Here is a 13,462-nt window from a genome sequence, read left to right as displayed (position 1 = left end):
TAAGATGAAAAAGTCATTTAAACCAATCGCATTTATAATTTTAGTTTTATTATTTATGACCACAGAAACAAACGCTCAAACTTTTAAATTAAGCTTTGACCATCATGCCATTTTAGTTAAAGACCTCACAGAAAGTTCTAATTTCTATTTGAATATTATGGGACTAGAGGAGATTGAAAATAAAACTGGAAAATCTCATATCCGTTGGTTTTCCATGGGAGGCAACACTTCATTACATGTTATAGAAGATTCTAAACATAATGTTCCAGATGTAAAAGGGGTTCACTTTGCACTCCATACCAAAGATTTAGATGGTTTTATAAAGCATTTAAAAAACAACAATATTTACTTCGAAAACTGGCCAGGAGAACCAAATACAACAAATAGTAGAGCCGATGGAGTTCGACAGATTTACCTTAAAGATCCCAATGGTTACTGGATAGAGGTAAACGAAAATTAAACACATATAGATAGCATATAAATATTCTTTAGTCAACTTAAATTATTTCTGATGTAAGAATATTATTCTTTACACTTTGTAATATATTCTCAAAATATAATACCTTAGATAAGAAATTATGAAACTATAATACAACTCCTTATTGCTAAATCTTAGCTCCAAGGAGCTTTTAAATATGAACCAATCTACTACTTTACCTACAGACAGATATAAGGAAAAGGCTAAGCTAATTCTAAATGCGAATTATTTTTCTTCTATTCTGATGATATGCTTGGCTCCGCTATGCTATTATCTTCTTGACATAAAAGAAATAATTCCACACACCTTTGTTATTTATGGCGTGTTAAATATTCTCAACACGCTTTTATTTTACAAACACAAAAAGCTTATTTACACCTTTCTTTTTACTTCATGCATCGGTATTTTATCTGCTGCAATTGTTACGCTATACAGCGGTGGAATTAATAGTCCTTTTACTTTTGTTTTGGCTTTAATTGTTTTTGCAGGCTATATTTCCACTCAAAATTATGGTAGGCTTCATCTTTTTGTAATTATCCTTTTTATTCTATTCATATATTTCCATGACGTGTTTCACTTCACTTTTAGAAACGTTGTCCCTGCAAAATCACAAGATTCTTATAGCTTGATTGGCATTTTATTTAGTGTTTATATTTTGGGAGGAATCTTTGGAAAAATATTACTCACCAACTATAACAACCTATACATTTCAAAAAGAGAAGTTGAAAAAAAGAATAATGAAAATGAAGTCTTATTAAAAGAGATTCATCACCGTGTTAAGAATAATTTACAAACCATTTCTAGCCTATTAAATATGCAAGCTAGAAACACAGATAATTTAGAAACAAAAGCTATGTTAACCAGTAGTCACAACAGAGTTTTATCTATGGCTATTGTGCACGAAATGCTTTATGCTAAAGAAGATCTTTCCAAAATAGAATATAAAGATTATGTAACACAGCTTGGAGGGTTTCTATTGAAGTCGATAAACAAAAACGATAAGGATATAAAATTTAATATTGATATTATAAATATTAAATTCAACATTGAAACTGCTATTCCATTGGGATTAATCATTAGTGAATTCGTTACTAATTCTCTAAAACATGCCTTTATTAATACTAATGAAGGATCTATTTCGATCCAAATAGAGAAAAATGACCCTACATTTTATGAACTTACTTTAAAAGATAATGGAATAGGTTATGATACAGAGCTACACTGTAATGCTAAAAACTCTATGGGACTTAAACTTATAAAAAACTTAACCAGACAATTAAGAGGAACTCTCGATAAAACAACGTCCCTAGGTGATGGCGTTACTTACATTATTACGTTTAAAGAAATACAAAGTCCTTAATTCTTATCCAAACGTTTTTTTAAGATAGGTATTTGAACTATTACTAAGCTCCCTACTGCTAAGATTCCGTAAATAAAAGTATTTGGCAATTTGATTGATAATAAATCTATATAAGATGATAACTCATTTACGGCTGGCTCTATTATATCATCACTAGGTAAAAAAGTAGACAACACAATAATTCCTACTAATAATACAAAAACAGCTACTTTAGCTTTATTAGAAATTAAGGATTTAAAGCGAATAACTTTTGATTGTGTATTTAAAGTCTGCATTATATTCAGCTTTAAGCTCGCTGAAGGTCGCTCTTTACCAACTTCACGAACAAGTCTTCGAGTAAGTTCGTCTAATTTATGCTCTTCGTTCGTACTCATAGATTTATATTTAATTCTGACTTATTTTTTAATATTTTAAAAAGCTTTTTTCTGGCTCTAAAAAGTTTAATTTTCACATTGTCAGCAGAAATATCAACAATCGCTACTATTTCTTTTATAGATAGGTCATCAAAGTAATACAACGTAATTATTGTTTGCTCTTCAGTATCTAACTTTTCTAAAGCATCTTTAATAACTTTTATGCGCTCTTTAGATTCTAACATATCCAAAGCATTATCAACCTCATCAAGTTGCTTATAAGACGCTTCCTCTATCACAATAGACGATACATTTCTATCATTTTTACGACACTTATCTAATGCGCTATGGTATACAATTCTATATAGCCAAGTGGAAAATTTAGAATCTCCTTTAAAAGATCTTAGAGAATGATAACACTTTATAAAAGCATCTTGTACAACATCTTCTGCTTCCTCCCTATTTTTTAAGATACGTATAGCCACTGTAAAAGCTAAATCTTGATACGTATCTACAAAATAAGAAAAAGCATTGGTGTTTCCTTCTAAAACACGCTTTATATATTCTTTATCTTTTTGGCTAGTCATTCACACATAAGACGTTGCTGTCTCTCTATTGGTTACAAGATAATTCATCTTTATTAAAAATATTTGTAACCGAATTATTTAAACATACGTCATAATAGCAAACAATAAACTAAAAAACATAAATTATGGAAGGAGTAATTATAGTTGCAATTATTTTTGGAGCAATATTCGGAGTTATTTATTTATTTATTACTGCAAGACACAAAGAGCGTTTATCTTTAATAGAGAAAGGAGCTGATGCTTCTATATTTTATAGTTCTAATAAAAGGAAAACTGCCCCTGTATGGAAAATATTAATCCTTAATACTTCTTTATTATTAATAGGAGTTGGTGTAGGAATATTTTTAGCAGGAGTATTACACAACAATTTTAATGTAGATGCAGAGGTAGCTTTCCCTGGAACAATCTTCACTCTGGCTGGAATTGGTTTATTTGTTGGATTTACTTTATCTAAAAATTTAGATTAGTAACATTTTACAAGCATAAAGTAAGGAATTTGGTTAATTTTAGACTAACTAGAAAAATAATTTTATGAAACTTTTAAAACTAAATTCCTTACTTTTTTTATGTCTATTTACCATAAGCTGTCAATCTTCTACAAAAAAAGAAGCTTCTAAAACAACAGATGAAACTGCCAAAGTAGAATTTGAAAAACCTATTCAAGATTTATCAGAATATGAGACCGCATATTTTGCTAGTGGGTGTTTTTGGTGTGTAGAAGCTGTTTTTGAAAGTGTAAAAGGAGTTAAAGAAGCTGTTTCTGGTTATTCTGGAGGTACAGAAAAGAATCCTACCTATCAAGAAGTTGGAGGAGGAAGAACAAGTCATGCTGAAGCAGTAATGGTATATTATGATCCCGCAGAAGTTTCTTATGAAACCTTAGTCCGTGTATTCTTTGGGTCTCAAGATCCTACGCAGTATAACAGACAAGGTCCAGATAGAGGTGCGCAATATAGATCGATTGCTTTTTATAAAAATGATAAAGAGAAGGAAATTATAGAGCGTTATATAAAACAACTAGAGGAGAAAGAGATTTACTCAAAGCCTATTGTTACTCAAGTAGTTCCTTTTGATAAATTCTGGAAAGCTGAAGATTATCACCAAGATTATGAAAAAAGAAATCCTAACAATCCATACGTCCGTAATGTATCGATTCCTAGGCTAAAAAGGTTTCAAGAAAAATATCCTGAATTATTAAAAGATAATATTCATTAATTATTTTAGGACAACATCACTAAAGGTAGCAACAAGATTAATCGTTTTGTTGCTATTTTTTTGTGAAAAATATCCATTTGCCACTTCATTATCATACCTCTTAGAAACATCTAAAATTAATGCTTTTGAGTATTTCACCATAGAATTAGAGGCGTTACTATAAAAATTGAAGGCCGATTTTGGTAGTGTTAGCTCTGCTTCCGAATTATCTAATATGATATTAAGTGTATTAAAATCATCTGCTATTTGGGCAATTTCCAATGCTCCAAAACTTCCATTAATTATAGCATCCCCTGAAAAATTCTGAATAGCTACGTTAGAAGACTTAGAAACTAATTTTATACTGTTTACATGGGCTATATCTACAGACTCCACAAAGTTTACATGAAGTTCTCCTTGGTTCCAATTTCCAACAGAAATGGGAGAATAAGAAGCATTAATAACCGATTTATCGCCATCTACCCTTGAAGCATGCAACCTTGTATAAGACAAGGTTGCATTTATATTAGTTGTATTTTCTGCTAAGGTTACCTCTCCATGACGAACATCCATATCAAGTTTAACTCCCTTAGGAATCTTAATCTTAATAGTCTTTTTTATTTTCAGATTATTGTTCGCTTCATTAGAGTTATAGTAAAAAACTCGATTTCCATTTCCTGAATTACTGCTACTTCTAATTTTAATAATTTCTTGTCGAGCTTCTTGCATAGCTTTTCTTGCTTCTACCGATGCTTTTCTAGCTTCTTTTTCAGCATCAATAATCTCTCTCTTATGAGATTGCCACTCCACCTGACGCTCTTTAACATTATTCTTCCATTCTTCTAAATTTGCTTTTACCTCATCATTAAAACTCTCATTAAATTGTTTTTTCCATTCTTTTAAATACACATCACCATCTTTTTTGTAAGCCTCATAATCAAAAGAAAAACTTTCAAAATCCATAGGTAACGGAGGCATTGGCGGTATAGGAGCCATAACCATCATTGAATCCATTGGAGGCATTGGTGGCATTGGAGGCATTGGAATTGAATCTGGGAAATCAAAATCCATATCGCTTAACCCAGACAATACAATTACATTATTTCCTTGCGTCCATCTAACTCCATTTGCAGTGGTAATCTTAACTTTACTTGAATTTCCCACAGCTTTAAAACCCCATTCCTCAAAATACTTGGCAGCTTCTTCCTTAGAGACGTCTTCTATTTCTATGGTCGCTTCTACTTCTACTCTATTTTTATTCCAAGTCTCAAAAGTCACATCGGCGTAGCTTGTATTAACTTCCACTACAGCATTTTTATTTACTTCAAAAGACTCTTTATAATTTTTAGTTTGCTTTTGGGCTTGCATACAAAACGATACAAGCATAAAAAATGCAAAGCATCTATACATTTTGGTCATTAAATTTTTCATTTTCAGTTTCTTTAAGTTCTTTGATCTTTTCTTTTAATCGGTATAGTAACTGTAAACGTAATTGTAAATTATTGATAAGCGCATCAATGGTTTGGCTATTCGGACCTACTTTATTCAACTCGACGGTTAACTCATTATATGCATCATTTAATTCTGAAAGCCGATTCATATAACCATCTAACAGCTTTTTATTAGCTGCTGTCAAATCGATATCAGCGAGTTCTAAATTAATATTGGCTACATAATATTGCTCTACCTTTTTTAAATCTGGAGAGATATCTCCTAACGTAATTTTAGAGTCTTCAGAATTCTCTTTCTTTTGCTGAACATCAACAACAGTATCCTCTGAAACATCTTTATTATTCATAAAAACACCCATCCCAACTCCAAAAATTACGATAATAGCAGCTGCAACTTTCCATAGCATAAAAGATTTTTTCTCTTTTTTCTTTGGAAGTTCTTTCTCTAAAAGATCTGCAAAACGTTCACGATGACCTTTAGGCAATCTTTGTATTTGCTCTTCTGAGTCGTTATTTAATAGCTCTTTAATATCCTTTGCCATAATCCTTTTCTTTTAAAAGCATTTTTAATTTCTGCTTCCCTCTTAACAAATGAGTTCTTGATGTGGTATTATTTATTCCTAATATCTGAGAAATCTCCTCATGGTCATACCCTTCAATTAAGTAAAGCATCAAAACATATTTATACTTTTCAGGAAGCTCCTCTATCGCATTTTTAACCTCAGAAACATCTACATCTTCATCAACCTTCCAACTATTATCAGCTACCAACTGTAAATCTGTTTCCTCGATAGAGATTTGAAATTGCTGCTTTGATTTTAAAAAGTCTAAACACTTATTAATTACAATTCGCTTTAACCAAGCTCCAAAAGTCACTTCTGCTTTAAACTGATCTAATTTCTGAAATGCCTTAATAAAAGCTTCTTGCATAACATCTTGTGCATCATTTGTATTCTTTACATAACGCATAGAAATACAATACATGCCATCGCAATACATATCGTAAAGTCTCATTTGCGACTTCCGATCGTTGTTCTTACACTTCTCAATTAAATCGATTTCAAGCATGCCGGCTTGCTTCTTTTAGTTGGTTATGGTTACTATTCATCTCTAAAGACGATTCAAAAAATAAAACGTTGCATTAATTTCTATAAAGTTACAATTAAACACTAATTACATTTTCGTAATTTAGCCTTTCAACAATAATAAAAGACCTTCACTTCTGATGAAAAAATATACAATAGAAAACAGCCTTATAAAATTAGTTACTATTGATTATGGAGCTACAATACACCAATTGATTAAAAAAGATAGAAATGGAAATGATGTAAATGTAGTTATCAGTTTTAAGGAATTGGAGAATTATAAACACAATTCAAATTACCTCGGTGCTTCCGTTGGACGTTTTGCTGGTAGAATTAGAAAAGAAGGATTTAAATTGAACGGAAAACAATACGACCTCTACACAAAAAACGATGCTCATTTACATGGAGGTAAAGAAGGGTTTTCTTTTAAAACCTGGGAAATGGAAAGTATCACCGAAGGAGAAAATCCTAGTATTAAGTATTCTTACTTCAGTAAAGACATGGAAGAAGGCTATCCTGGAAACCTAAAAGTATATGTTACTTATACACTGATAAAAAATGAACTCACTATTTTATTCGAAGGAGAATCAGATCAAGATACTGTTCTAAATCTTACCAATCACAACTATTATAACTTAAATGGCAAGGGCAGTATTTTAGATCATGAATTACAGATAAATGCCAAAAACATTCTCGATACAGATGAAAATGCAATCCCAACAGGGAAATATAAAGCTGTAGAAAACACCTATTATGATTTCCGTGAGAAAAGAAAAATTAATAGTGATTATGAGTTTAAAGGGATAGACGACACTTATGTTTTGGATGAGAAGGAACCGCTAGCTAAAATATACAGTGAAGAGAGTGGCATTGAAATGATTGTTGCTTCCAACCAGCCTGGAGTTGTAGTTTATACACCAGAAACTATGGATGAATCTAAGATATCCAACAAGCCTTTGGAAAGATACCCTAGTATTTGTTTTGAAACAGAGAAATTCTCTGATTCTCCTAATCATGATAATTTTCCATCTACAGAATTAAAAAAAGGAGAACACTATACAAATGAAACTACTTTGACTTTTAATTTAAAATAGTTTTTCCATAATAACATAATCAACACCTCCTTTTGTAAAGGTTTCTTGTGTTGCTACTAATCCAAATTTTTGATAAAACGTTATTTTATCAACCCGGGCATTGCACCATATTCTTTTTACATCTAAAGGTATTCTTTCTTTTAAAAGATTATTTAATAAAAAAGAGCCGTACCCTTTCCCCTGCTCATCGATGCAAGTTGCAAATTTTCTAAATTGCGCAACTTCTTCTTTTATAAATAGAGAAACTACGGAAACTAATTTATCCGCTACAAATAGTCCATAATGCAATCCCTCCAAATCATTAGAAATCTTTACATATGCTAACGGCTTATTAGGCCACATCACTTTATGTCTTATTTCCCAAGTCTGCTCGGCCTTTATCTTTTTAATTTTCATTATTAATGAATATAAAAAACCTCAGAATTAAGTAATTCTGAGGTCGTATTATCATACATTTTTTAATGATATAATTATACCATTAAATTTAATGTTACATCTATATTGTCTTCAGTTGCTCTAGAATAAGGACAAACTTCATGCGCTTCGTTAACAAGCTCTTCACCTACCTCTTCATCTATTCCTGGTATGGTTACGTCTAAGACTACTTCAAGTAGAAAACCTCCCAATTCAGGATGCTTTCCGATTCCTACAGTAGCTTTTACATCAAAATCAGTTCCTATATCTACCTTTTTTTCTTTAGCTACATGTTGTAATGCGCTTCCAAAACACGCAGAATAACCTGCTGCAAATAACTGCTCTGGATTTGTGAATTCACCACCATTACCTCCTAATTCTTTAGGTAATTCTAGCTTCATATCAATTACTCCATCGTCGCTTTTTACGTGTCCTGCTCTTCCGCCAGTGGTCGTTGCACTAGCCTTATATAATGCTTTCATTTCTATTTATTTTTTAATTTAACCCTAATATACCCTTATTAAGACAGAATATCACAATATTAGTTATTAAATTTGTTTTAAAATTTTGCCATTTTGCCTACCAAAAAACCACATAAATCCGCTTTAAAAGACAAAGAAGGTATTTCTATAAACGAAATAACAAATGCAGCTGCTATTGCTAAATTTAAAGCTAGGAGAAGTGAAAACATTTCAGCAGAAAAATTGGCTTCCTCTATTATTAATGGAGATACTATTGCTTTAAGTCGCGCCATAACACTTATAGAGAGTTCTAATCCTGAGCACACAGAAAAGGCTAATGCGGTTCTAAACTTATGCCTTCCGCATGCAAATAATTCCATTAGAATAGGAATTACAGGGGTCCCTGGAGTTGGAAAAAGTACTTTTATAGAGGCTTTGGGAAACACCATTGCTAATAAAGAAAATAAACTTGCTGTTTTAGCAGTAGACCCAAGCAGTTCGGTTACAAAAGGAAGTATTTTGGGAGATAAAACCCGCATGGAAGACCTCGTTAAAAATGAGCATGTTTATATCCGCCCTTCACCAGCAGGATCGTCTTTAGGGGGCGTTGCTCAAAAAACTAGAGAAAGTATTATTTTATGTGAAGCCTGTGGTTTTAAAACTATTTTTATTGAAACTGTAGGTGTCGGACAAAGTGAAACTGCTGTTCATAGTATGGTAGATTTTTTTTTATTACTGAAATTAGCCGGAGCTGGAGATGAACTTCAAGGAATTAAAAGGGGGATTATAGAACTTGCAGATGCCATTGTTATTAATAAAGCAGATGGAGATAACCTGAAAAAAGCAAAAATTGCAAAAACAGAATTCAATAGAGCACTCCATCTTTATCCACCTAAAAAAAATGGTTGGATTCCTAAAGTGCTTTTAACTTCAGCTACTGAAAACACAGGAATACAGAAGGTTTGGGAACTCCTTGAAGAATATATACAAAAGTCTAAAAGTGATGACGATTTTATAAACAAAAGAAAAGAGCAGAATAAATTTTGGCTCTATCAAACTATTAATGACCGTATAAAATCAAACTTCTATCAGAATAAAAAAATCAAAGAAGCCTTAGAGATACAGATAAAAGCAATCGAGCTTAATAAAACAACGCCATTTGCGGCAGCTCAATATTTACTTACTTTATTATAATTATTGCGCTAAATACCTACCTTTGCAAATCTTTTGTCTCAAAAAAGAGCTCAAAAAATAGTTTAGATATATGGATTACGAGTTTACGATAATTGTTCCGGTTTATAACGAAGAAGACAATCTTGATAGAGTCGAAAAAGAATTTATCAAATACTTCGAAATAGCAACAAAAACTACGAAAGTACTTTTTGTAAATGACGGTTCTAAAGATAAAAGTCAGGAACTTATAGAAAGTATCTGTGCTCGTTCTCCACATTTTGAATACATCTCTTTTTTAGAAAATAGAGGATTAAGTGCCGCTATTAAAGCGGGGTTTGATTATGTTGACACACCTCTTTTAGGATACATTGACTCCGACTTACAAACAGCTCCTGAAGATTTTAATCTTCTTTTAAATCATACAGAACATTATGATTTGGTAACGGGAGTACGTGCAAATAGAAAAGACTCATTCGTTAAAAATATGTCTTCTACCATTGCTAATGGAATTAGAAGAACATTTACGCATGATGGAATGGACGATACTGGTTGCCCGCTAAAAGTTATAAAAACAGACTTTGCAAAACGTATTCCTATGTTTAATGGATTACATCGTTTTTTACCTGCAATGATATTACTGCAAGAAGGTAAAATTATTCAGATTCCAGTACAACATTTTCCACGTATCGCAGGAACCGCAAAGTTTGGTTTTTGGAACCGATTAATTGGTCCACTTCAAGACTGCTTTGCTTATTTATGGATGAAGAAAAAATACATAAATTATACCATAGCTAAAAAAGGATAAATGGCAAATTGGATTATATATTCCATAGGTTTCCTAGCACAAATACTCTTTTCGGGAAGGCTCATTTATCAATGGCTAGCTTCAGAAAAAAGTAAAAAAGTACTAACTCCTTCTTTATTTTGGAAATTAAGCCTATTCGCTTCTTTTCTATTATTTGTTTATGGATGGCTAAGAGATGATTTTGCTATTATGCTAGGGCAAATGCTTACTTATTTTATTTATATAAGAAATTTACAGCTACAGGGAGAATGGCAAAAAGCTCCAAAGCTACTTAGAATATTTTTACTTATTTTTCCAATCCTTATCATCGTTTATGGTTATAACAACAATGCTTATGATGTTGATGATTTGTTTAAAAATGAAGATATCCCCTTTTGGTTACTAACTTTAGGAATTGTAGCGCAAGTGCTATTTACCTTTCGGTTTATTTACCAATGGATCTATTCAGAAAAAAGAAAAGAATCCTCACTACCAGCAGGTTTTTGGCTTTTGAGTCTGGTAGGCGCTTTACTTATATTGAGTTATGCCATCTTCAGAAAAGATCCTGTACTTTTAGTTGGGCATTCTTTAGGGACTATTATATATGCCAGAAATCTATTCATTCTAAAAAAACAAAATGATTGATTATATAGAAAAAAATACAGTTAAGATTATTCTTTTTGTTTGTATCGCCATCTTCTTAACCAATCTTAATGTGATTTACGTTAATATTATGGAAGCTCGTAACTTCGTTACTGCACGAGAAATGCTCCATAATGGAAATTGGATTCTTACAACTATGAACGATTTTCCTAGGTACGAAAAGCCTCCTTTTCCAACATGGCTCACCGCAATTAGCGCTAGTTTATTAGGCGTTCATAACTTGTTTGCTTTACGCCTTCCAGCAGCATTATCTGCAATTATATTAGTCTTCTTTGTATATAAAATATCAAACTTACTTTTCAACAATAAAAAGCTAAGCTTCTATGCTTCATTAATTCTCGCAACATCATTCTACATCATTTTTTCTGGAAGAAATGGACAATGGGATATTTTTACCCATAGCTTTATGTCTATTAGTATTTATTATTTAATAATGATGCTAAAACATAAAGAGCATTTGTGGCGAAACTCGCTGATTTCTGGGGTTTTCTTTGGAATTGCTTTTCTGTGTAAGGGACCCGTTTCTTTATATGCTTTATGGTTACCTTTCTTAATCGCTTACGGAATAACCTATAAAGAAGAAGTTAAGAAAAATAAAGTTTTACCATTTGTTATCAGCGTCATATTAGGACTACTTATTGGTATTTCATGGTTTGCATATGTACGTATTGCAGATCCACAATCGTTTCTTGATATAGCAAAAGAAGAGGCTGGAAATTGGACAAGTTATAATGTGCGCCCTTTTTATTATTACTGGAGCTTTTTTACCCAAAGTGGGATATGGACAATTCCTGCTTTTGTAGCCTTACTTTATCCATACCTTAAAAATAGAGTTAGCGATAAAAAAGGTTATACATTCACTTTTGCATGGACAATGGCTTCCGTTATTTTACTTTCTATTATCCCCGAGAAAAAGTCAAGATATCTATTGCCTGTTCTTATTCCGATGGCACTTAACACGGCTTTTTATATTGAATATTTAATCCTTCATTTTAAAGAGCTAAAAAAAGGAGAGCGTTTTCCAGTTTACTTTAACTTCGGATTAATTGGATTGATTGGAGTAGCATTTCCTATCGGGGGATTTATATTCTTAAAGGATAAACTCGAAGGTTTTTATTTTAGCTTTATAGTAACATCAATATTTCTTTTTTCTATTGGAATATGCATTTTTTATTTTCTGAGGAAGAAAAAAATGGCGCAAGTATTTTACCTTACTATTTCGTTTATTATGACCATTCTAGTTTTTGGTTTCCCACTAGCAAAAACATTTAATACCAACTATCATTATAACAACATTGAAAACCTAAAAACAAATTTAAAATTATACTCTTTAGGAGAGCCTTCTCCGGAGATGATTTGGCATTTAGGGGGAACTGCACCAGAAATAAAACACGGGTCACACCTAACTATACCTGAAGAAAGTGTCTTTGGGATTTTAGTTAACAAAGATAATGAAGAAGAATTTAAACGTATCTTTGATGATAAATATGTTGTAGAATTCATCGAAGAATATGATGTTAACTATACTGCAAGTCCAGGCGAACGCGCATATAAAAACCGATTAACAAGCAATTTTTACATTATTAAAAAAGTTAATTATGACAATTAATAAAACCGAAAAATTAGGATATGCTTTTCTAGCAATCATTTTTATTATTAGTTTATATTTAGGATTTAGTAATCCAGAATATTTTAATAATACATTTGCCGCTGAAGATAAAGCGGTAGAATCTGGAACTGCAATTATGCTATTATGCATTAGTTTACTTTGCTTATTCCGTTTATTCACTATCAGCAAAGGAAAACCTATTACTTGGAAAATTGGCGTGTTCCTTTTCGCTTTATTGTTCTTTTTTGGCGCTGGAGAAGAAATCTCATGGGGACAACGTATTTTCGGAATCGAATCTGGAGATTACTTTTTGCAAAATAATGCACAAAAAGAAACCAATTTACACAACTTAGTTGTAGAAGGAAAAAAAATAAACAAGATCATATTCAGTCAATTATTAATGGTAGCAATGGTTATTTACCTATTGGTTTTACCAGTATTATACCGCAAAATGGAATGGGTAAAAAACTTAGCTGATAAATTCGCCGTTCCTGTAGTAAAATGGCACCAAACAATTGCTTTTATAGCTTCAACTATTTTGGTGGCTATTATCCCTCCAGATAGAAAGTGGGAAGTTTATGAACTTGCTTTTGGAGTGATTTTCTTTTTGATATTCCTATATCCATTAAACGGATACATTTATAATAAAGAGTAAAACATTTTGAGTTAATTAAACTCAAAAATGAAAATAAAAATGACTAGTTCTGCTAAGAACTAGTCATTTTTATTTTAGAACAATTTGAAATCGTCAAACTT

The 13,462-nt window shown here is 31.7% G+C and carries 17 protein-coding genes; 10 read left to right on the top strand and 7 right to left on the bottom strand.

Translation table 11 applies throughout. The features are described 5' to 3' along the window. The first annotated feature begins 4 nt into the window (after positions 1–4). Positions 5–460 (top strand): VOC family protein, encoded by a 456-nt coding sequence (locus tag ACN0TY_RS13355; RefSeq protein ID WP_417444891.1) that lies wholly within the window; start codon positions 5–7, stop codon positions 458–460. Between the two features lie 175 nt (positions 461–635). After that, positions 636–1,838, top strand: a complete 1,203-nt coding sequence (locus tag ACN0TY_RS13350; RefSeq protein ID WP_417444890.1) for a sensor histidine kinase — start codon at positions 636–638, stop codon at positions 1,836–1,838. Here ACN0TY_RS13350 and ACN0TY_RS13345 read toward each other — a convergent pair. Then, positions 1,835–2,212, bottom strand: coding sequence for a hypothetical protein (locus ACN0TY_RS13345; protein WP_417444889.1), 378 nt, complete (start codon positions 2,210–2,212; stop codon positions 1,835–1,837). The two genes, ACN0TY_RS13350 and ACN0TY_RS13345, sit on opposite strands and share 4 nt — an antisense overlap. After that, entirely contained in the window at positions 2,209–2,778 is a 570-nt protein-coding gene (locus ACN0TY_RS13340) for an RNA polymerase sigma factor (RefSeq protein ID WP_417444888.1), read from the bottom strand. The genes ACN0TY_RS13345 and ACN0TY_RS13340 overlap by 4 nt, the downstream gene beginning before the upstream one ends. Before the next feature lie 125 nt (positions 2,779–2,903). Here ACN0TY_RS13340 and ACN0TY_RS13335 point away from each other — a divergent pair, with 125 nt between their 5' ends. Together ACN0TY_RS13335 and msrA are read left to right on the top strand one after the other, a co-directional pair. Continuing rightward, positions 2,904–3,245, top strand: a complete 342-nt coding sequence (locus tag ACN0TY_RS13335) for a DUF6249 domain-containing protein (protein ID WP_417444887.1) — start codon at positions 2,904–2,906, stop codon at positions 3,243–3,245. 64 nt (positions 3,246–3,309) lie between these two features. Further along, positions 3,310–3,993, top strand: a complete 684-nt coding sequence (gene msrA, locus ACN0TY_RS13330; protein ID WP_417444886.1) for a peptide-methionine (S)-S-oxide reductase MsrA — start codon at positions 3,310–3,312, stop codon at positions 3,991–3,993. Here msrA and ACN0TY_RS13325 read toward each other — a convergent pair whose 3' ends face one another. The 3 genes from ACN0TY_RS13325 to ACN0TY_RS13315 are packed head-to-tail and all read right to left on the bottom strand — an operon-like array spanning position 3,994 to position 6,491. Next, entirely contained in the window at positions 3,994–5,403 is a 1,410-nt protein-coding gene (locus tag ACN0TY_RS13325) for a hypothetical protein (RefSeq protein ID WP_417444885.1), read from the bottom strand. Further along, positions 5,375–5,965, bottom strand: coding sequence for a hypothetical protein (locus tag ACN0TY_RS13320; protein ID WP_417444884.1), 591 nt, complete (start codon positions 5,963–5,965; stop codon positions 5,375–5,377). The genes ACN0TY_RS13325 and ACN0TY_RS13320 overlap by 29 nt, the downstream gene beginning before the upstream one ends. Continuing rightward, complete coding sequence (locus ACN0TY_RS13315; protein ID WP_417444883.1) at positions 5,949–6,491, bottom strand: RNA polymerase sigma factor; 543 nt, start codon at positions 6,489–6,491, stop codon at positions 5,949–5,951. Before ACN0TY_RS13315 ends, ACN0TY_RS13320 begins: the two co-directional genes overlap by 17 nt. Positions 6,492–6,648: 157 nt before the next feature. Between ACN0TY_RS13315 and ACN0TY_RS13310 the strand changes: the two genes are divergently transcribed. Then, a complete protein-coding gene (locus ACN0TY_RS13310) occupies positions 6,649–7,602 on the top strand; it encodes an aldose epimerase family protein (protein ID WP_417444882.1) in 954 nt (317 codons plus the stop codon). Here the strand turns inward: ACN0TY_RS13310 and ACN0TY_RS13305 are convergent. Together ACN0TY_RS13305 and ACN0TY_RS13300 are read right to left on the bottom strand one after the other, a co-directional pair. Beyond that, a complete protein-coding gene (locus ACN0TY_RS13305; protein WP_417444881.1) occupies positions 7,594–7,998 on the bottom strand; it encodes a GNAT family N-acetyltransferase in 405 nt (134 codons plus the stop codon). The genes ACN0TY_RS13310 and ACN0TY_RS13305 overlap by 9 nt on opposite strands. 74 nt (positions 7,999–8,072) lie before the next feature. Beyond that, a complete protein-coding gene (locus ACN0TY_RS13300) occupies positions 8,073–8,498 on the bottom strand; it encodes an organic hydroperoxide resistance protein (RefSeq protein ID WP_236959015.1) in 426 nt (141 codons plus the stop codon). A gap of 93 nt (positions 8,499–8,591) precedes the next feature. Here ACN0TY_RS13300 and meaB point away from each other — a divergent pair, with 93 nt between their 5' ends. The 5 genes from meaB (at position 8,592) to ACN0TY_RS13275 (ending at position 13,361) form a co-directional block, all read left to right on the top strand. Next, positions 8,592–9,671 (top strand): methylmalonyl Co-A mutase-associated GTPase MeaB, encoded by a 1,080-nt coding sequence (gene meaB / locus ACN0TY_RS13295; protein ID WP_417444880.1) that lies wholly within the window; start codon positions 8,592–8,594, stop codon positions 9,669–9,671. Positions 9,672–9,741: 70 nt separating this feature from the next. Then, positions 9,742–10,455: a glycosyltransferase family 2 protein gene (locus ACN0TY_RS13290; protein WP_236959013.1), complete on the top strand. Its 714-nt coding sequence runs from the start codon at positions 9,742–9,744 to the stop codon at positions 10,453–10,455. Next, a complete protein-coding gene (locus ACN0TY_RS13285; protein ID WP_236959012.1) occupies positions 10,456–11,079 on the top strand; it encodes a lipid-A-disaccharide synthase N-terminal domain-containing protein in 624 nt (207 codons plus the stop codon). Beyond that, positions 11,072–12,706, top strand: coding sequence for an ArnT family glycosyltransferase (locus ACN0TY_RS13280; protein WP_417444879.1), 1,635 nt, complete (start codon positions 11,072–11,074; stop codon positions 12,704–12,706). Before ACN0TY_RS13285 ends, ACN0TY_RS13280 begins: the two co-directional genes overlap by 8 nt. Next, positions 12,696–13,361 carry a hypothetical protein gene (locus tag ACN0TY_RS13275; protein WP_417444878.1) on the top strand — a complete coding sequence of 222 codons (666 nt, stop codon included), beginning with the start codon at positions 12,696–12,698 and terminating at the stop codon, positions 13,359–13,361. The genes ACN0TY_RS13280 and ACN0TY_RS13275 overlap by 11 nt, the downstream gene beginning before the upstream one ends. Positions 13,362–13,462: the final 101 nt, after the last annotated feature.

It is taken from the genome of Joostella sp., from assembly GCF_048266025.1.
GTDB classification, from domain to species: domain Bacteria; phylum Bacteroidota; class Bacteroidia; order Flavobacteriales; family Flavobacteriaceae; genus Galbibacter; species Galbibacter atrarenae.
This window is presented reverse-complemented; position numbering and strand designations above follow the sequence as displayed.

Excerpts from the sequence above, each read along its gene's own strand:
- ACN0TY_RS13345 (WP_417444889.1), bottom strand. The coding sequence starts at position 2,212 with ATGAGTACGAACGAAGAGCATAAATTAGACGAACTTACTCGAAGACTT.
- ACN0TY_RS13355 (WP_417444891.1), top strand. The coding sequence starts at position 5 with ATGAAAAAGTCATTTAAACCAATCGCATTTATAATTTTAGTTTTATTA.
- ACN0TY_RS13340 (WP_417444888.1), bottom strand. The coding sequence starts at position 2,778 with ATGACTAGCCAAAAAGATAAAGAATATATAAAGCGTGTTTTAGAAGGA.
- ACN0TY_RS13275 (WP_417444878.1), top strand. The coding sequence starts at position 12,696 with ATGACAATTAATAAAACCGAAAAATTAGGATATGCTTTTCTAGCAATC.
- ACN0TY_RS13285 (WP_236959012.1), top strand. The coding sequence starts at position 10,456 with ATGGCAAATTGGATTATATATTCCATAGGTTTCCTAGCACAAATACTC.
- ACN0TY_RS13305 (WP_417444881.1), bottom strand. The coding sequence starts at position 7,998 with ATGAAAATTAAAAAGATAAAGGCCGAGCAGACTTGGGAAATAAGACAT.
- ACN0TY_RS13290 (WP_236959013.1), top strand. The coding sequence starts at position 9,742 with ATGGATTACGAGTTTACGATAATTGTTCCGGTTTATAACGAAGAAGAC.
- ACN0TY_RS13325 (WP_417444885.1), bottom strand. The coding sequence starts at position 5,403 with ATGAAAAATTTAATGACCAAAATGTATAGATGCTTTGCATTTTTTATG.
- ACN0TY_RS13320 (WP_417444884.1), bottom strand. The coding sequence starts at position 5,965 with ATGGCAAAGGATATTAAAGAGCTATTAAATAACGACTCAGAAGAGCAA.
- ACN0TY_RS13280 (WP_417444879.1), top strand. The coding sequence starts at position 11,072 with ATGATTGATTATATAGAAAAAAATACAGTTAAGATTATTCTTTTTGTT.
- msrA (WP_417444886.1), top strand. The coding sequence starts at position 3,310 with ATGAAACTTTTAAAACTAAATTCCTTACTTTTTTTATGTCTATTTACC.
- ACN0TY_RS13350 (WP_417444890.1), top strand. The coding sequence starts at position 636 with ATGAACCAATCTACTACTTTACCTACAGACAGATATAAGGAAAAGGCT.
- ACN0TY_RS13335 (WP_417444887.1), top strand. The coding sequence starts at position 2,904 with ATGGAAGGAGTAATTATAGTTGCAATTATTTTTGGAGCAATATTCGGA.
- ACN0TY_RS13315 (WP_417444883.1), bottom strand. The coding sequence starts at position 6,491 with ATGCTTGAAATCGATTTAATTGAGAAGTGTAAGAACAACGATCGGAAG.
- ACN0TY_RS13300 (WP_236959015.1), bottom strand. The coding sequence starts at position 8,498 with ATGAAAGCATTATATAAGGCTAGTGCAACGACCACTGGCGGAAGAGCA.
- ACN0TY_RS13310 (WP_417444882.1), top strand. The coding sequence starts at position 6,649 with ATGAAAAAATATACAATAGAAAACAGCCTTATAAAATTAGTTACTATT.